The 17,175-nt window shown below is 62.8% G+C and carries 13 protein-coding genes; 10 read left to right on the plus strand and 3 right to left on the minus strand.

What is annotated here, in order from left to right:
* Positions 1 to 261 precede the first annotated feature (261 nt).
* Positions 262 to 2,181, plus strand: a complete 1,920-nt coding sequence (locus WDS16_RS21915; RefSeq protein ID WP_338887664.1) for an anthranilate synthase family protein — start codon at positions 262 to 264, stop codon at positions 2,179 to 2,181.
* On the opposite strand, the gene WDS16_RS21920 is transcribed toward WDS16_RS21915, so the two are convergent.
* On the minus strand, positions 2,066 to 3,283 hold the full coding sequence (locus tag WDS16_RS21920; protein ID WP_338887665.1) for an MFS transporter: 1,218 nt from the start codon (positions 3,281 to 3,283) through the stop codon (positions 2,066 to 2,068). The two genes, WDS16_RS21915 and WDS16_RS21920, sit on opposite strands and share 116 nt — an antisense overlap.
* A gap of 46 nt (positions 3,284 to 3,329) precedes the next feature.
* Here WDS16_RS21920 and WDS16_RS21925 point away from each other — a divergent pair, with 46 nt between their 5' ends.
* The 4 genes from WDS16_RS21925 (at position 3,330) to WDS16_RS21940 (ending at position 7,730) form a co-directional block, all read left to right on the plus strand.
* Positions 3,330 to 4,340: a LacI family DNA-binding transcriptional regulator gene (locus WDS16_RS21925; RefSeq protein WP_338887667.1), complete on the plus strand. Its 1,011-nt coding sequence runs from the start codon at positions 3,330 to 3,332 to the stop codon at positions 4,338 to 4,340.
* Between the two features lie 106 nt (positions 4,341 to 4,446).
* Complete coding sequence (locus WDS16_RS21930) at positions 4,447 to 6,510, plus strand: EAL domain-containing protein (RefSeq protein WP_338887668.1); 2,064 nt, start codon at positions 4,447 to 4,449, stop codon at positions 6,508 to 6,510.
* Between the two features lie 33 nt (positions 6,511 to 6,543).
* Positions 6,544 to 6,957, plus strand: a complete 414-nt coding sequence (locus WDS16_RS21935; protein ID WP_338887670.1) for a TIGR03668 family PPOX class F420-dependent oxidoreductase — start codon at positions 6,544 to 6,546, stop codon at positions 6,955 to 6,957.
* Between the two features lie 224 nt (positions 6,958 to 7,181).
* Positions 7,182 to 7,730 (plus strand): GNAT family N-acetyltransferase, encoded by a 549-nt coding sequence (locus WDS16_RS21940; protein ID WP_338887672.1) that lies wholly within the window; start codon positions 7,182 to 7,184, stop codon positions 7,728 to 7,730.
* Here the strand turns inward: WDS16_RS21940 and WDS16_RS21945 are convergent.
* Together WDS16_RS21945 and WDS16_RS21950 are read right to left on the minus strand one after the other, a co-directional pair.
* Positions 7,712 to 7,990 (minus strand): hypothetical protein, encoded by a 279-nt coding sequence (locus tag WDS16_RS21945; protein WP_338887673.1) that lies wholly within the window; start codon positions 7,988 to 7,990, stop codon positions 7,712 to 7,714. The two genes, WDS16_RS21940 and WDS16_RS21945, sit on opposite strands and share 19 nt — an antisense overlap.
* A complete protein-coding gene (locus WDS16_RS21950; RefSeq protein ID WP_338887674.1) occupies positions 7,987 to 8,697 on the minus strand; it encodes a hypothetical protein in 711 nt (236 codons plus the stop codon). The genes WDS16_RS21945 and WDS16_RS21950 overlap by 4 nt, the downstream gene beginning before the upstream one ends.
* A 477-nt stretch (positions 8,698 to 9,174) precedes the next feature.
* Between WDS16_RS21950 and WDS16_RS21955 the strand changes: the two genes are divergently transcribed.
* The 5 genes from WDS16_RS21955 to WDS16_RS21975 all read left to right on the plus strand — a co-directional run bounded on the left by WDS16_RS21955 (position 9,175) and on the right by WDS16_RS21975 (position 17,121).
* The gene (locus tag WDS16_RS21955) at positions 9,175 to 10,242 is read left to right on the plus strand and encodes an IS110 family transposase (RefSeq protein WP_338887609.1); all 1,068 of its coding nucleotides are present in this window, start codon (positions 9,175 to 9,177) and stop codon (positions 10,240 to 10,242) included.
* A gap of 152 nt (positions 10,243 to 10,394) precedes the next feature.
* The gene (locus WDS16_RS21960; RefSeq protein WP_338887676.1) at positions 10,395 to 11,651 is read left to right on the plus strand and encodes a fatty acid desaturase; all 1,257 of its coding nucleotides are present in this window, start codon (positions 10,395 to 10,397) and stop codon (positions 11,649 to 11,651) included.
* 197 nt (positions 11,652 to 11,848) lie between these two features.
* Positions 11,849 to 15,121: a bifunctional lysylphosphatidylglycerol synthetase/lysine--tRNA ligase LysX gene (gene lysX, locus WDS16_RS21965; RefSeq protein WP_338893566.1), complete on the plus strand. Its 3,273-nt coding sequence runs from the start codon at positions 11,849 to 11,851 to the stop codon at positions 15,119 to 15,121.
* Positions 15,122 to 16,015 (plus strand): alpha/beta hydrolase, encoded by an 894-nt coding sequence (locus tag WDS16_RS21970; RefSeq protein ID WP_338887677.1) that lies wholly within the window; start codon positions 15,122 to 15,124, stop codon positions 16,013 to 16,015.
* 101 nt (positions 16,016 to 16,116) lie between these two features.
* Positions 16,117 to 17,121 (plus strand): beta-ketoacyl-ACP synthase III, encoded by a 1,005-nt coding sequence (locus tag WDS16_RS21975; protein WP_338887679.1) that lies wholly within the window; start codon positions 16,117 to 16,119, stop codon positions 17,119 to 17,121.
* The last annotated feature ends 54 nt before the right edge of the window (positions 17,122 to 17,175 follow it).

Genomic DNA, 17,175 nt, shown 5'->3' on the forward strand with positions numbered 1-17,175 from the left:
ACCGTTGCGCGTCAGTCCCGGATTCGCACCGGGTTCCCTTGCACCCCACGTGACCGCGCGAGCGGTCCGAGGGTGACCTTATCCTGCCGCGGGTGTGTACAGTAAGCGGCCATGTACGCGAACCGCTCCGTAGCAGGATCATGGTGGTGGCGCTCCTAGGCGCCCACACCTCGCGTATTTCTACCTGTGGCCGCCTTTCGAGGTGGCCATTTTTCATGTCCTGGTCACTCTCGAAGTCCGTTCTCACCCGAGAGGCATTCGATGAACGACCTGTTGACCAGAGCACTGTCCGGCTCCGAACACTGTGCACTGCTGAGCCGTGAGCACGGCGTCGATGTCCTGATCGGTGACGTTGTCACCGTCGATTCACTGGCCGACATCCCGCTCGATCCGGGGGCCGACGGACCCGACGTACTCGCCCTCGTGCCGTTTCGCCAAATCTCCGAACGCGGGTTCGTGTGCCACGACGACGATGCCGCCTTGCACTGCCTCCGGGTGCGCGAGCACGCACGAGTAAGCGTGGACGAGGTACTGGCCGCGATGTCGCCGGCCGAGTTGAGGGTGACCGACGGCCGTTTCGAACCCGCAGACGACGAGTACGGATCGATCGTCTCGCGAGTTCTCGCCGACGAGATCGGTACCGGCGCGGGTGCGAACTTCGTGATCCGTCGCGACTTTCGTGCGCGGCTCGCCGACGCGTCGCGAAGTGGACTCGAGATCTTCCGGCGACTGCTAAGCGGCGAATCCGGCTCCTACTGGACCTTCTTCGTACACACGCCGTCGATCACCCTCGTCGGTGCGACGCCCGAGCGTCACGTCGGATTCGACGGGACCTCCGCCACCATGAACCCGATCAGCGGCACCTATCGGCATCCAGTCGAAGGACCCTCCGGTGCGGGCGTTCTCGACTTCCTGGACGACGCGAAGGAGAACGCCGAGCTGTTCATGGTGGTCGACGAGGAACTGAAGATGATGAGCCGGATATGTGCGGAAGGCGGCCGCGTCATCGGGCCCCGCCTCAAGCAGATGGGGCATCTGACGCACACCGAGTACGTCCTCGTGGGAGAAAGCTCGCTCGACCCGCGCGAGATCTTGCGTCGGACGATGTTCGCGCCGACTGTCACCGGTTCGCCGATCGAGAACGCGGCTCGCGTCATCGAACGCTACGAGACATCGGGACGCGGGTACTACTCAGGAGTGCTGGCACTGTTCGAGGGAGCTCGTGGTGTGTCCACCGTCGACGCGCCGATTCTCATTCGGACCTGCGAAATCGCCCCCGACGGTGAGTTGAAGATTTCGGCCGGCGCGACGCTGGTGCGCAACTCGGTTCCCGAACACGAAGTGGCCGAGACGAGATCGAAGCTGGGCGGCGTGCTGGCAGCTCTCGGCGTCGAGGCACCTAGACCGCCGGCCTCGGCGGCGGTGCGGTTGTCGGACTTTCCAGGCGTGTCCGACGCACTCACGCGCAGAAACGAAAAGCTGGCGTCGTTCTGGCTCGACGAACAGCCGAAGGTGGACACCGAACTCAGTGGCAAGACAGCGGTGGTGGTGGATTTCGAGGACCAATGGACAGCGATGCTCGCGCACCAGTTGAGGCATCTCGGCATGGCTGTGTCCGTCGTACGGTGGGAGGACTACGTGTCGAGCGACGCCGACCTGTTGGTCTGCGGGCCGGGACCAGGTGATCCCCGCGAGTCGTCGAATGCCCGGATCAGCGCGGTCGAATCTGCTCTGCGCGAGCGACTTACGAGCGGATCCCCGCTCCTCGCCATCTGCCTGAGCCACCAGGTGCTGGCCAGGCTGCTGGGGTTGGAAGTCGTCGCACTCGCCCGTCCGCAACAAGGCGTGCAAAAGGTGGCCGACGTCTTCGGGGTGAGTAGGACCGTCGGCTTCTACAACACCTTCGCGGCCACCGCGGGTTCGATCGACGGCGCCCTGGTCTCGGCGGACGGCACCGAGGTCAATGCCCTGCGGGGCAGCGGGTTCGAGTCGATCCAGTTCCACCCCGAGTCCATACTGTCCACCGACGGTATCGGCATCCTGTCCGAGCTGGTCCACAGGTTGCTCATGCCGGCTGGCGTGCCTGTTCGGACCGTTTGCGCCGCTGCCCAGGGAACGCATCGCGAGCGAGCACAACCGTCAGCAGAGCTGCGGCAACCAGCAGAGCTGCGACTATCGTGACGACCGCGATACTGCTGCGATCGACGACTATGCCACCCACCAGAGCACCCGACGCGATGGCCAACTGGAATGCGACGACGTAGATCGCCGATGCACGATCCGGGTCGTTGCGGGAGGTGTTGAGCACCGAGGACTGCAGGCACACCGGAACGGTCGTGAATGCGAATCCCCAGAGCCCGATTGCGAGGACAGCAAGCACCGCAAGTGATCCCGGTACCGACTGCACGGTCGTCCACAGCACGAGCAGCGCCCCCGCGACGACGCTCAACGCACCGATGGTCGATCGGCGCGGCCACCGATCGAACGTCTTCCCGACCACCCAGATTCCGACGACGCCGCACAGACCGTAGAACAACAGCATCAGCGTCAACGTCGTACCCATCGAACCGAGTCCACGATCGACGAGCAACGAGAAGTAGGTGTACGCGATGAAGTGACCGAGCACAGCGAGGAACGTGACGACGCAGATCAGCAGCAAGGACCGATCGAGGGTTCGGGTCTTCGGAGCCCTGGATCGGACCGATTCGACCTTCATCGCAGGCAACACGAAGCACAGGGTGATGGCAATGGCCGCAGCAACCAGCCCGATACACATCGAGGCCGTTCGCCACCCGAGCCACTGCCCGAGTGCGGCCGAGAGAGGATTGCCGGCCACCAGCGCCAACGACGTTCCCGCGTACACCGTCGCAATCGCTTTGCCCTGCTTGCCCGGTGCAGCGAGGGACGCCGCCACCGGTGCGACGACAGCCCAGAACACTCCGTGCGTCGAAGCACAGATCATCCGCGCGACGACGAGCATCGGATATCCGACGGCGATGGCCGATATCAGTTGCGACACAGCCAGAGCTGCAACCGTGACGACGACGATTCGCCGACGTGGCCACCGCCGAACGAACGTCATGAACGGCATCGTCATCACAGCGACGCCGTACGCATAGAAGGTGAGGAGCAACCCGACACTGGACTCACTGACGTTCATGTCCGTCGAAATCTCCGGCAGAAGCCCCACCGGAAGCGTCTCGGCAGTGACGTAGACGAACGCAGCGGCCGCGAGCACGCTCAGACGGAGCGCGTTCGAACCCGGCATCCTCGTGTGAACCATGCTGTGTATCGTTACACAACTCGCCGGGAGACGCTAGTGTTGACCCATGGGAACCCGCCCGACCATGGCAGACGTCGCCGCCGCCGCAGGCGTCTCCGTCATGAGCGTCTCGTACACCTACAACCAACCGGCCAGGGTGTCCGAGGCGACGAGGGGCAAGGTCCGCGACGCCGCAGCCCTACTCGGGTACGCCGGCCCGAACCCGGCAGCACAGGGTCTGCGCAGTGGAAAGAGCAACAATCTGGGCGTCGTACTCACCGAGAAACTCACCTACTCGTTCGAGAATGCACAGGCGCGAGCCTTCCTGTCCGGTGTCGCGGAGGCCTGCCTCGACACCAACTCCGGACTCGTACTGCTCCCCAACTCGAGGATGGGGACCGATCTGGACCGGATACGAGATGCCCACGTCGACGGTTTCGTGCTGTGGACGACCGTCGTCGACGACCCCATGCTCGGCGTGGTGGTCGGTACCGGAAAACCCATCTGCATTCAGGGCGGGCCGGTCTTTCCCGGGACCCAACTGATCGGGATCGACGACGTCGTCGCTGCACACGCGGTCGGAGCAGTAGGAATCGAAGGTGCGAAACATCCTGCGGTGATCAGCTTTCCACGTGATCGGGATCGCCAGACCCACATCGTCTTCGGTCCCGACCCCGACGACGCCACCTTCCCGGTCACCGCCGCGCGCCTGACCGGATACCGACAAGCCGTCGTCGACGCCGGTGTCGACTGGGCCGACATTCCCGTCGCGTTCGTTCCCGTCAACTCACGCGACGAGGGTCGTCGAGCGGCCGAGGAACTGATCACACGCGGGTACGACGCGATCCTGTGCACCAGTGACGATCTCGCCCTCGGTGTGCTGGATGTCGGGGCCGATGTCAGGGTCACCGGCTGGGACGACTCCGAGGCAGCACAAGAGGCAGGGCTCACCACCGTCGCACAGTCCTTGTTCGACCAGGGCCGAGACGCCGCCCGCTGGGTGCTCGGAACACGGCCGGACATCGCGGACGCTCCCTGGTCACTGAAGGTCCGGCGTTCGGCCCAACGACACACGTAGGTCCTATGTTGGGGTAGAAGGAAACAAGGGCGTCGCCCTGTTTCTAGCGCGAAAGCAAACCTAGGGGCTATTCTTGGGTCCGGTCGCCCGGCCGTAGGGGGGAAGCGTGAGCACAGTGCCGTCAGCGCCCCGTCGTATCTCGGTGAATCCGTTCGCATGCTCCTACAGCGATCTGGATTCGATGACGGATCCCCTGTTGATGGTCGACGGCGCATTCACTGTCACCTACGCCAACCCCGCAGCGATGTCGTTGCTCGCCGCGCCTGCCGATCGAGTCGTCGGTCACTGCATGGATGCGTGGTTCACGGGAACCTCGTGGACCGAGTTCACGACTGCCTGCGCCGCCGCCGACGCTGCTGTCTTCGAAGACTTCTCGTACAGCCTGCAGAAATGGCTGCAGTACAGCACGGTGCGCGGAGCCAGCGGCTATGCGATCTGGACCTCCGACATCACCGCCGAGCGGCTCGGAACCACCCGCACCGAATGGACCGACGAGCTCGCACAGAACATGCTGGATGCAGTGCCCGCCGGCACTGTCGTACTCGACCTCACCGGCACGATCGTGCTGGTCAATCGGGTGTGGACAAGGTTCTGGGCCGACGGACCGGCAGGCAAGTCCTTCAGTCCCGGCAGCAACTACTTCGACCTGTGCCACCGTGCGGCCGCGCAGGGCAACGAGTCCGCTGCTGCGATTTTGGACGGTCTGAACGGCGTCGTCTCCGGCGATCAGCGAGTCTTCTCGATGAACTACAAGTCAGGCGCATTCCACTTTCGACTACGCGCAATCAGACTCGCCGACGGAGCCGGCCTATATCTGACTCACGAGGACGTCGCCGAACTCCACACCGACGACGTAGCCCCCGGTCGGGACCCATTGACCGGACTCCCGAACCGGGAAGAGATCGAATCCCTGCTTGCTCGCGAACTCGCCGTGCGGGCACCGGACAACGAAGTCAGCGTTCTACTCGTCGACATCGACGGATTCCGTGAAGTCAACGACGCGCTCGGCCCGACGTCCGGCGATGAACTCCTACAGTTGGTCGCCGCTCGCATCAAAGCCTCGACCCGACCCACCGACACATTGGGCAGGCTGACAGGCGACGAGTTCGTCGTCATTGCCCGAGGCTGTCAACCGATTGCCGCACGCGCCATGGCGGCAGGTTTCTCCAGTGTCCTCGATCCCTCGTTCGAAATCGGCGACCGACACCTCACCATCACTGCCAGCGTCGGCGTCGCCACCTCGAACCAGAGCACGGTCGACTCCATGCAACTCGTTCACGACGCGACCACAGCAATGCACGCCGCCAAATCGCTGGGCCGCAGCAGCCATCAAGTGTTCTCACCAGAACTGCGCGACAGCAACCGAAATCGGCTGGAGCTGGTGGAGCGACTGCGCGGCGTCGCGATGGCCGAACACGAGCTCGAAATGCTCTACCAGCCGATCGTCGAGCTGTCTACGAGAATTGTCGTCGGAGCCGAAGCCCTCATCCGCTGGAACCATCCCGAACTCGGGTTGCTCATGCCGGACAGCTTCATCGGCCTCGCCGAGGACGCGGATCTCATCATCCCGCTCAGCAACTGGATCCTCACCCAGGTCGGACGGACCTTGGCTGCCTGGCAGTACAAAGACTTCAACGTGCAAGTCGGCGTCAACGTCAGCCCACTGCACTTCGCCGCGGGTACCCTCGCGACGGACGTCAACAGCATCGTCGACTCGCTCGGCATCGAACCAGGACGACTCGTCCTCGAGTTGGCCGAATCGAAATCCCTGCACGACGTCGACGCCGTCTACTACCAACTCATGGACGTTCGACGACACGGATCACTCGTCGCGATCGACGACTTCGGTTCCGGATTCTCCTCCCTCGAACGCCTCGCCACACTGCCCGTCGACATTCTGAAGATCGACAAATCACTGACCCAGCATCTCGACAGCAAAGACCTTCAACGTCGTCGCGCGATGACCGCCCTGTGCAAGGCAGTCGTCGAAGTGACCCACGATCTCGGAAAGGACACCGTCGCCGAAGGCATCGAGACTATCGACCAACTCGAGTCCTGCGTCGACATGGGCGTCACATTCGGGCAAGGTCATCTGCTGGGGCTTCCCATGACCGCCACACAATTCGAAACGATCCTTCTCCAGAACGGCGCCCACAGCGCATCCGCATAAACGCACTGAATATGACGTCAGGACAACGAAGCTGTGAAGATCGACGACGAAATCGAGCGCTTTTCTGCTGCTCCCCGCGCACTCCTGTCCACGATCAACCCAGACGGCACCCCACACCTGGTACCCATCGTTTTCGCACGAACCGGCGATACGCTCGTCACCGCGATCGATTGGAAACCGAAATCCACCCGCAAACTTCAGCGGCTCGAGAACATCCGGGCCGACCCCGCAGTCAGCATGATCGTCGACAATTACGAAGACGACTGGGACAAGCTGTGGTGGGTCCGGGCCAGCGGCTCCGCTCGAGTCATCGAGGCGGATACCGACGCGGGCACAGCAGCCATCGACGCTCTCGTGGCCAAGTACGGCCAGTACGCATCAGCGAGGCCTGACGGTCCCGTCATCGTGGTCGCGGGTCTGACCTGGCGTTCCTGGCGGGCTTCGTAGGTGTATGCGCCCCCTCTCCGGTGACCGAATGTCTGTTTCGGTCACTTGGGGTGAACGAAAGTCTGTTTGAGTCACTCTGAGTGTGCGACTGTCTCATTCGGTCACTGGTGTACTAGCGAATGTCTCATTCGGTCACCTGCGAGCGGAGCGAATGTCCCATTCGGTCACCTGAGGTTCGCCGAAATCCAGTCGCTTTGCGAACGAATCGGCCTCACACTGCTGTCATGACGACAACACCGCCCGAGCGCATCGAACTCGACCAACTCGTCATCCGACGCGAAACGGACGACGACGCTCAGGGCGTGGCCGACGCCATCGCGTCGAACATTTCGCGCTTGGCCCCATGGATGGAGTGGGCCGTCGACAGTGCTGCGAGCGTCGATGCGCAACGCAGCAGAATCGCCGACGCGGCGGTGCAGTGGAACTCGGGCAGTGTCTACGACTACATCGTCTTCGACCCGTCGAATAACGAGGTTCTGGGAAAAATCGGTATCCACCGAACGGCCGAAGACGTGCTCGAGATCGGGTACTGGCTCACCGGAGCTGCCGAGGGCCAAGGAATCGCGACGAGAGCCAGCTCGGCGCTAACGATGATCGCTGCCAGAATGGACGGGGTATCTCGCGTCGAAATCCATTGTGATGCAGCGAATGCGCGCAGCCAAGCGGTACCCGAGCGTTTGGGTTACCGCTTGGATCGCGTTGTCGATCACCCTGTCACTACATCGCACCAGACCGGGCGGCAGATGATCTGGATCTACGACGCCGCACGGTAGCGTGTCCCGCGCGGCACGGCAACGATATTGGGGCGTGGACGTTCCTGCGCTCTCCGATACGCTCGACGGAGGTCTTCGATCACCTGCTGTGGGTCTTCGACAATCATTTTCGGTGTGTAGGCCGTGACGATCACGCCGTGGCCTTCCGCTCCAGCCCGCCGCTTGACCGTCTTTTCGTAATCCGCAGGACTCGCGTGGTGTAGGTACGAATTGATTTCGCTGGCAAGCGCGACATCGTCGAACCACCTGTCTGTATTCATGATGAATACACCGCCCTCGGTGTACAGATCGACGTTGGCCTCGCTCGGTGGCAGGCCACTGCGCTCGAACAGTTTCTCGGCGTCCACCTCGGCCGTGGAGCCGTGGAATGCGCGCCACCGAGGAGCTCATAAAGCGCACGACGCGGAACAGCGCTGCCTCGGCCGCAACCGTCGTCCAGTTCTGTCAGAAGTGAGCTGACGTCGACGACTCCGCGTTGAACGACCTCGGCGATCAAGGCGATACATGCACGTCGATCGCGGATTCGGCGGGCTGCATCGAGCAAGCATCGATCTATCGGTGCCACCGGCAGACCCATTTTGGTCGTTGCTGCGGGCATTCGTTCCGTTCGCTCGGTGACGACGAAGGACACATCCTTGCGGTGCCGCACCGGAGGTATCAGCACCAAAATATCCGCCGACGATTTTGGCGCACCGAACCCGTGGAGCGCGAGACCAGCCCGGCCACTCAGCATCGAGCCGTCGCCGCCGTACATGCTGGCGGCAGTGTCGCGTTGTTGTCGGGACGGTTGCCCGTTGTGCAGCAGGATCAGTCCCGGCAATATCCGCTGCCAAGGTCCACCCGAGGTTCTGTCGACGATCGTCTTCGCTCCCACCCCCATCGCCTTGAGTACGGAAGTCCTGATGACCCCGTTCTTCGATTTCTGTCGCAGCGCGTAATCGTCGTCTGCCCATCCCCCACGTTTCATGGCACACATCGAAACCCAGGTGTGTGACAAATACGGTCGGCCGACCGCACCCCCTGTGGATAACTTCCTAGGTTGTGGATAACTTCTCGGGTGCCGTGGAGTGACCGAATGAGACATTCGCTCCGTTCCGGGGTGACCGAATGAGACATTCGCTAGTACACCAGTGACCGAATGAGACAGTCGCACACTCAGAGTGACTCAAACAGACTTTCGTTCACCCCAAGTGACCGAAACAGACTGTGAGTATGGGTGTGTCCGGTTGATACTGGACTTCTCCAGTGAGTTGGGGCCTGACTCTGAAACAGACCGACGTCTCAGACTGTCCTACGAATGATGTGTCGGCCCCATCTCACTGGCGGTTGTACACACACGCGACCGGTGGGCGAAGTGACCTCATAGGAGCCTGTCCAAAGAGTCCCATCACAGTCTTGTCCGCCGCCCGGCCGGTGCGTGGCCTCCACCTCGAAGGGGATAGCCATGACCAGCATGACCGAAAACCTGCCCGATGTCAGCGCCCGCATCTTCGTCGGCGTCGACACTCATAAGGACACGCACCACGTCGCACTCACCGACCACCTCGGACGTGACCTCGACGACCGAGAGTTCGCCAGCACCGCTGCCGGTGTCACCGAGTTGATCGCCTGGATCACCGCGGCGGGCACTGTCGAACGTGTCGGAGTGGAAGGAACCGGAAGCTACGGATCGACGTTGGCGACCGCATTGCACAACGCCGAGGTAGAGGTCGTCGACGTCGACCGCCCTGACCGTCGTGCGCGCCGAGCCCAGGGCAAATCCGATCCGATCGATGCGCGTTCGGCCGCACGCGCTGCGCTGACCGGAAAAGCCACCACGACACCCAAAGCGCATGACGGCAATGTCGAAGCAATTCGTTTCCTGCACAACGCACGTCACTCCTGTGTGAAGTCGCGTGCCGAAGCAATCACCCAATTGAAGTCGATGATCGTCAACGCCCCCGACCGTATTCGCACCGAGCTTCGAGACCTCACCGATGCGGTCCTGTTCGCCACCTGTAGACGATTCGCGCCCGCTACCCACAGAGTTCTCACACTCGACGAAGCCGTGCAGAACGCGCTGCGAACGATTGCGATCCGAATCGACAGTTTGACCACCGAAGAACGCGACCTCACCAAACACATCGAAGCACTCGTCGCCGAACACGCACCCCAGCTCCTCGCTCGATTCGGCATCGGTGTCAACACCGCGGCTCAGTTGCTGATCACCGTCGGCGACAATCCGGATCGCATCACCACAGAAGCAGCCTTTGCGCACCTGTGCGGTGTCGCACCGATCCAGGCGTCCTCAGGTCGAACGCACCGACACCGACTCAACCGCGGAGGCGACCGTCAAGCCAACCGCGCTCTCTACATCATCGCCCTGGTCCGATTACGCAGCGACGAACGAACCAAGCGCTACCGCGACCGTCGACTGGCAGAAGGCAAAACACCACGCGAAATTATGCGCTGCCTCAAACGTGCCATAGCCCGCGAAGTATTCGGCCTACTTGTACACCCACAGCACGGTTGACAAACATAGGAGCATCATTCGGTCCCCGCACCGCACCCAAACCCCGGCCCCAACCCGCCCGGCTCGACGCCCCGGCCGATGGCCAGTACCTTTGGGAGTGTGTCGGGGGCCACATTGGGGCCCGTGCCGCATGGAACCTGGGGAGGGAAAGCATGGCTATATCGGACATTCAGGAGTACACCCATCTGACCGAGGCGGATATCGAGGCCTTGGGTGCGGAATTGGACGCTATTCGGCGCGATGTGGAGGATTCACGAGGGGAACGGGACGCCCGATACATCCAACGGACCATTGCGTTCCAGCGTTCGTTGATCGTCGCGGGTCGACTGGTTCTGTTCGCGAGCAGGAAGCGCCCGGCGTGGTTGTTGGGTTCGGCGATGCTCGGGGTCGGCAAGATCATCGAGAACATGGAGCTGGGTCACAACGTCATTCACGGGCAATGGGATTGGATGAACGATCCGGAGATCCATTCCAGCAACTGGGAGTGGGACAACACCTGCCCGTCGTCCGGTTGGAAGCACTCGCACAACTTCACCCACCACAAGTACACCAACATCGTCGGCCTGGACAACGATGTCGGCTACGGTGTCCTGCGGATCACCCGCGACCAGAAGTGGCACCCCAAGTACCTCGGGCAGCCCCTGGTCAATGCACTTCTTGCGACGTTCTTCGAGTGGGGCGTCGCACTGCATCACCTCGAGACCGACAAGCTGCGTACCGGTGAGGTGAAGTGGGAAGACAAGAAGGAGATGGCGATCGATGTGCTCCGTAAGGTCGGCAGGCAGGTCGGCAAGGACTACATCCTCTTCCCGCTGCTGACCGGTCCGGCATGGAAATCGACGTTGACGGCCAATGCGACGGCGAACTTCATTCGCAACTACTGGACGTACGGCGTCATATTCTGTGGGCATTTCCCGGACGGGGCGGAGAAGTTCACGCTCGAGGAATACGAGACCGAGACTCAGCCGGAGTGGTATCTGCGTCAGATGTTGGGCAGCGCCAACTTCCGTGCCGGCCCCGTGCTCGCGTTCATGAGCGGCAACCTGTGCTACCAGATCGAGCACCACCTCTTCCCGGACCTGCCGAGCAATCGGTATGCCGAGATTTCGGTCAAGATTCGAGCTCTGTGCGACAAGTACGACCTGCCGTACACAACGGGATCGTTGCCGCACCAGTACGGCCAGACGCTCAGGACCATCCTCAAGCTCTCGCTCCCCAACCGGTTCCTCTCCGCGACCGCCGACGACGCACCCGAAACGTCCTCCGAGCTGAAGTTCCGCATCCGCGGCGGCATGAAGGAGGTGTTCGGCGTCGATCCGGAGACCGGCAAACGTCGTGGCCTGCGGACGGCACTCGCCATGGCAGGCAAGCACACCGCAGTACGGGACCACGCCGTACGGGAACACTGACACTGGTACCCGCAAAGGGTGATAACCGCAGTCCACACTCCGAATGGACAGCACTATCGCTGCCGTCAGCGCTACCGTTGGCCTTGTATACGAGGTAGCGCTGACGGCAGGAGTGGGCATTGACCAGAACATCGGTCTCGACGGAGGAATCGGAGCAGGTCGACAAGCACGTCGAGAAGAAAGCTCCACGAGCTTTCATGCCGCCCGAACACGGCCCACTGCGGCAGGTTCCACACATTTCCGGGCTTGTCCTCGGAGTCTTCGCGGTACTCGTGTTCCTCTGGAGTCTCTCGCCCGCGCTGCGTGTGGTGATTCGCGTTCCCCGCGAGTACGTCGACAACTACTACATCGACGCGCCGGACACCTCGCTTGCTTGGGCGTTGGTCGTCGGCCTCACCGCGGCAGCCCTCGCGAGCCGCAAACGCATCGCATGGTGGTTCCTGACGCTGTATCTCGTACTCGTCTCGTTGAACAATCTGAGTGAAGATCTCAACGGCAAGGACGCCAACGCGTGGGTTGCGCTGGGCGTCCACATCGTCATTCTCGGCATCCTCATCGCAGCACGCAAAGAGTTCTACACACGGGTTCGGCGCGGTGCCGCGTGGAAAGCTCTCGGGGTCCTGATACTCGGCGCGATAGTCGGCACCCTCGTCGGGTGGGGTCTCGTCGCGCTGTTCCCCGGCACACTCCCGGAGAGTCAGACGTTCCTGTGGGCGTTCAACCGGGTCACCGCACTCGCGACGGTCGACAACGAGCAGTTCGACGGTCGCCCACACGGATTCGTCAACACCCTCCTGGGATTGTTCGGCGCACTCGCGTTGCTGGCTGCGGTCGTGACGCTGTTCCGCTCGCAGCGGTCGTCGAACGCACTGACCGGCAGCGACGAGTCCGCCCTTCGAGGCCTGCTCGACAAATGGGGAGCAGACGATTCGCTCGGATACTTCGCCACCCGCCGCGACAAGGGCGTCGTCTTCGCGCCGAGCGGAAAGGCCGCGGTGACGTATCGCGTCGAGGTCGGTGTCTGTCTTGCCAGCGGAGATCCCATCGGAAATCCCGAGGCCTGGCCACATGCCATCGAGGCCTGGCTGGAACTTGCCGAGAAGTACGGGTGGAGTCCAGCGGTCATGGGCGCCAGCGAAAACGGCGCAACGGCGTTCAAGCGCGCGGGACTCAACGTCCTCGAACTCGGCGACGAGGCCATCCTCTATACGAAGCAGTTCAACCTGAGTGGCCGCGAGATGCGTCCGGTTCGTCAAGCCGTCAACCGTGCCCGCAACGCCGGCGTCACGACATCGATCAGGCGCCACCGCGATATTCCGGCGCAAGAGATGGCCGAAATCATCGAGTGCGCGGACAATTGGCGCGATACCGAGACCGAGCGTGGATTCTCGATGGCCCTCGGCCGTCTCGGAGATCCACTCGACGGCGACTGCCTGCTCGTTCAGGCGCGGCAGGACGAGAAGACGGTGGCCGTTCTCTCGCTCGCGCCCTGGGGGCGCACCGGCGTCTCGCTCGATCTGATGCGACGTGACCCGCAGTCCCCCAACGGTGTCATCGAGCTGTTGGTGACGGACCTGGCGACCGGAGGTGACCAGTTCGGCATTTCCAAGATTTCCCTGAACTTCGCCGTGTTCCGTGCTGTCTTCGAAGAGGGAAGCCGCATCGGGGCTGGTCCAGTGCTGCGGATTTGGCGTTCGGTGCTCGTGTTCTTCTCTCGCTGGTGGCAGTTGGAGGCGCTGTATCGCTCCAACCTGAAATACCAACCCGACTGGGAACCGAGGTACCTCTGCTTCGCCGACAATCGCGAGCTCCCCAAGGTCGGTATCGCATCGGCGATCGCAGAGGGATTCCTGACGCTCCCCAGCTTCCGGCGCGCCAGTAAGCACACCGGCAGCCATGTCGCGGTGCCCGCAGCTCTCGTCGGGAGCGAAGACATCCATGCGGACGGCAGCGGACCGCAAGGCGGTGGCCTGGATCTGCGCGACGACGAGCAGCCGCGGACCGGTCCCAAGCGTCCCGATCAGGTGCGAGTGCGCATCTCCAAGCTGGAACGTCTGACCAGTGAGGGCATCGAGGGCTATCCCGTCGCGCATCCCCCGACGCATTCCGTCGCCGAGGCACTCGCCGCACCGCAGGGCACGACAGTTCGGATTGCGGGCAGAATACTGCGAATTCGCGACTACGGAGGCGTCGCGTTCGCCCTGATTCGAGACTGGACCGACGACATCCAGGTGCTCTTCGACCGCGCACAGGTCGGCGACAGGATGGACAGCTTCGACTCCGACTTCGACCTCGGCGATCTCATCGAGGTCAGCGGAGTCATCGGTCGCAGCAAGAAGGGCGAGTTCTCGCTGCTCGCGTCGGATTGGCGAATGAACGCCAAGTGTCTGCACCCCCTGCCGGACAAATGGAAGGGGCTGACCGATCCGGAGTCGCGTGTCCGTCAGCGATACGTGGATCTCGCGATCAACCGCAGTGCGCGTGAGTTGATGATCGCGCGCAGCAATGTCGTGAAGTCCCTGCGTGATTCGCTGTCCGATCGCGGCTACATGGAGGTCGAGACCCCGATCCTGCAGCAGGTGCACGGTGGCGCCAACGCAGCGCCGTTCATCACTCACATCAATGCCTACAACCTCGACCTGTACCTGCGCATCGCCCCGGAGCTGTACTTGAAGCGGCTGTGTGTCGGCGGAATGGACAAGGTCTTCGAGATCGGCCGAGTGTTCCGCAACGAGGGAGCTGACTTCAAACACAACCCGGAGTTCACGATCCTCGAGGCGTACGAGGCGCACAGTGACTACGAACGCGCAATGGTGCTGTGCCGCGAGCTTATTCAGAGGGCGGCCGTGGCGGCACATGGACGCGAGATCGTCCTGCGGCCCGACGGTCCCAACGGCGAGATGATCGAGATCGACATCTCCGGCGAGTGGCCCGTCAAGACACTGCACGGAGCCGTAGCGGAGAAGCTCGGCATCGATGTCGCGCCGCACACCTCCCTCGAGGACCTGCAACGCATCTGCGACGAGAACGCTATTCCGTACGAAAAGGATTGGGATGCTGGGGCGGTCGCACAGGGAATGTACGAGCACCTGGTCGAGGACTACACCGAGTTCCCGACGTTCTACAAGGACTTCCCGACGTCGATGTCGCCGCTGACCAGACCACACCGGTCCATCCCCGGCGTCGCCGAGAAGTGGGACCTCGTCGCCTGGGGGGTCGAACTCGGCACCGCCTACAGCGAGCTGACCGACCCGGTCGATCAACGCCAGCGTCTTACCGAGCAGTCGCTGCTCGCCGCAGGCGGCGACGAGGAAGCGATGTCGCTCGACGAGGACTTCCTCCAGGCGCTCGAATACGGCATGCCGCCGACCGGCGGCCTCGGTATGGGCGTCGACCGCGTCGTCATGCTCATCACGGGAGGCAGCATCCGGGAGACCCTCGCGTTCCCGCTCGCCAAACCGCGACAGTAGATGTTTCACATGAAACAACGGCCTCACTCGACTCTGCAGCCGCCGGGCCGCTTCCTGACGGTCGACGGGCTCGAGACTCATGTCGTGGTCACCGGCGCCGGCCCGACGGTGGTGCTGTGTGGCGGTTTGGGAGGCAACTGGTTCGACTGGGACGACTGCGCCCGCATTCTGTCGGCATTTCACACGGTCGTCGTATTCGACCGACCCGGGTTCGGACTCAGTGAACCGTTCCCGCACGGGACGACACCGACCGTCGCCGGTGAAGCACACCGCATCCTCGGGGTCCTCGACGCGCTGGAGCTGACGACGCCTGCTGTCGTCGTCGGGCATTCTCTTGCCGGTTTCTATGCGGAGGCGTTCGCTCGGATCGAGCCCGAGCGGACGGCGGGGGTGCTGCTGCTCGATTCGAGTGCCGAGCGCGACCCGTGGGCTGTGATCCCGAAACGAATACGCGTCGCTGCGGCCTACGGCCTTGCAAAGGTGTCGACCGCGAGCGGCATGCAACGACTCCTGGCCACTACCTCCAGGAGAATTCTGAACCAGTCGATCCCACCCGACGGAATCCCGATCGAGACGTACGACTGGATCGAGCAGATCTACCGCACACCGTCGTACCTGGAAGCTGCCCTCGTCGAGAACTTCGTCTATCCGGATATGGCGGCCGAACTGAACACGATCCGGCGTCGGACGTCCATGCACCAGAAGACTCTGCCCGTGACCGTTGCAGCCGCACATACCGGGCGCCGGACCCCGTGGGGACGTGCGTGGCTGAACAAACAGCGACGTCTTGCGCGCTACCTCGATGCGAAGTTCACCGTGGTGGACGGCGCACATCACCACGCGATGATCGATCAACCCACCGTGGTCGCAGGGCTGATCGCCGAACTGGTGTGACGTCCGAAACAACTCGACCCGTAACGTGTTCACCTAGCCCGTTGCCCAAGACCCGAGCCGAAGCTCGGCGATGGCACGGTAGCGAAGGAGAGGAATGTTGGATGGGTGCGATCAGCACTACGCAGGGCCGGCAGTCGAAAATGCTGGGTCTGGGTGTCTACCGCCCGGAGCGGGTGGTCACCAATGACGAGATCTGCGAGTTCATCGATTCGAGTGACGAGTGGATCCAGACTCGGTCGGGCATCAAGAACCGGCGGTTCGCCGAACCTGAAGAGAACGTCGTGCAGATGTCCATCGCGGCGGGTCGCAAAGCCCTCGAGGCGAGCGGTATCTCGGCCGAGCAGATCGACACCGTCATCGTCGCCACCTCGACGCATCTCGAGCTGACTCCCCAAGCTGCCGCGAAGGTTGCGCATGGACTCGGCACCAAAGGTCCCGCCGCATTCGACATCTGCGCCGGGTGCGCTGGCTTCTGCTACGCGTTGGCCGTAGCGTCCGACCTGGTCAAGGCCGGTACCTCGCAATACGTCCTCGTCATCGGCGCGGAGCAGCTCTCCGTGACCACCGACCCGTACGACCGCACTACGCGATTCATCTTCGCCGACGGTGCGGGTGCTGTCGTCGTCGGACAGAGTGACGAGACCGAGATCGGGCCTGCTGTATGGGGCTCGGACGGCTCACAGTCCGATGCCATCGTCCAGACAACCGACTGGTACGAGTACATCACCACTGAAGGTCTCGAGCGTCCCTGGATCAGGATGAACGGGATTTCCGTCTTCCGCTGGGCTGCTTTCGAGATGGGCAAAGCTGCGCAGCGGGTGCTCGACGCCGCGGGCATCAAGACCGATGAGCTGCACGCGTTCATCCCACATCAAGCCAACAGCCGAATCACCGAGCTGCTGGCCAGAAGCCTGAACCTCGATGAGGGAACCACCGTCGCCAACGACATCGCCGAAACGGGCAACACCTCGGCCGCGTCGATCCCGCTGGCGATGGAAGAGCTCCTGCGTACCGGAAAGGCGAAGGCCGGCGACACCGCGCTGCTCCTCGCGTTCGGCGCCGGGTTGTCGTACGCCGGCCAGGTCGTCAAGCTCCCCACGCTGTAGCCCCACGAAGCCGAGATCGACGTTGTGCTTGGGTTTCCACCGAAATCCGTGCAC

Origin of the sequence: Rhodococcus sovatensis (assembly GCF_037327425.1) — a bacterium.
Taxonomy (GTDB): Bacteria; Actinomycetota; Actinomycetes; order Mycobacteriales; family Mycobacteriaceae; genus Rhodococcoides; species Rhodococcoides sovatense.

Coding starts and splice junctions, on each gene's coding strand:
- WDS16_RS21915 (WP_338887664.1), top strand. CDS start 262: ATGAACGACCTGTTGACCAGAGCACTGTCCGGCTCCGAACACTGTGCA.
- WDS16_RS21920 (WP_338887665.1), bottom strand. CDS start 3,283: ATGGTTCACACGAGGATGCCGGGTTCGAACGCGCTCCGTCTGAGCGTG.
- WDS16_RS21925 (WP_338887667.1), top strand. CDS start 3,330: ATGGGAACCCGCCCGACCATGGCAGACGTCGCCGCCGCCGCAGGCGTC.
- WDS16_RS21940 (WP_338887672.1), top strand. CDS start 7,182: ATGACGACAACACCGCCCGAGCGCATCGAACTCGACCAACTCGTCATC.
- WDS16_RS21945 (WP_338887673.1), bottom strand. CDS start 7,990: ATGAATACAGACAGGTGGTTCGACGATGTCGCGCTTGCCAGCGAAATC.
- WDS16_RS21950 (WP_338887674.1), bottom strand. CDS start 8,697: ATGAAACGTGGGGGATGGGCAGACGACGATTACGCGCTGCGACAGAAA.
- WDS16_RS21955 (WP_338887609.1), top strand. CDS start 9,175: ATGACCAGCATGACCGAAAACCTGCCCGATGTCAGCGCCCGCATCTTC.
- WDS16_RS21960 (WP_338887676.1), top strand. CDS start 10,395: ATGGCTATATCGGACATTCAGGAGTACACCCATCTGACCGAGGCGGAT.
- lysX (WP_338893566.1), top strand. CDS start 11,849: ATGCCGCCCGAACACGGCCCACTGCGGCAGGTTCCACACATTTCCGGG.
- WDS16_RS21970 (WP_338887677.1), top strand. CDS start 15,122: ATGTTTCACATGAAACAACGGCCTCACTCGACTCTGCAGCCGCCGGGC.
- WDS16_RS21975 (WP_338887679.1), top strand. CDS start 16,117: ATGGGTGCGATCAGCACTACGCAGGGCCGGCAGTCGAAAATGCTGGGT.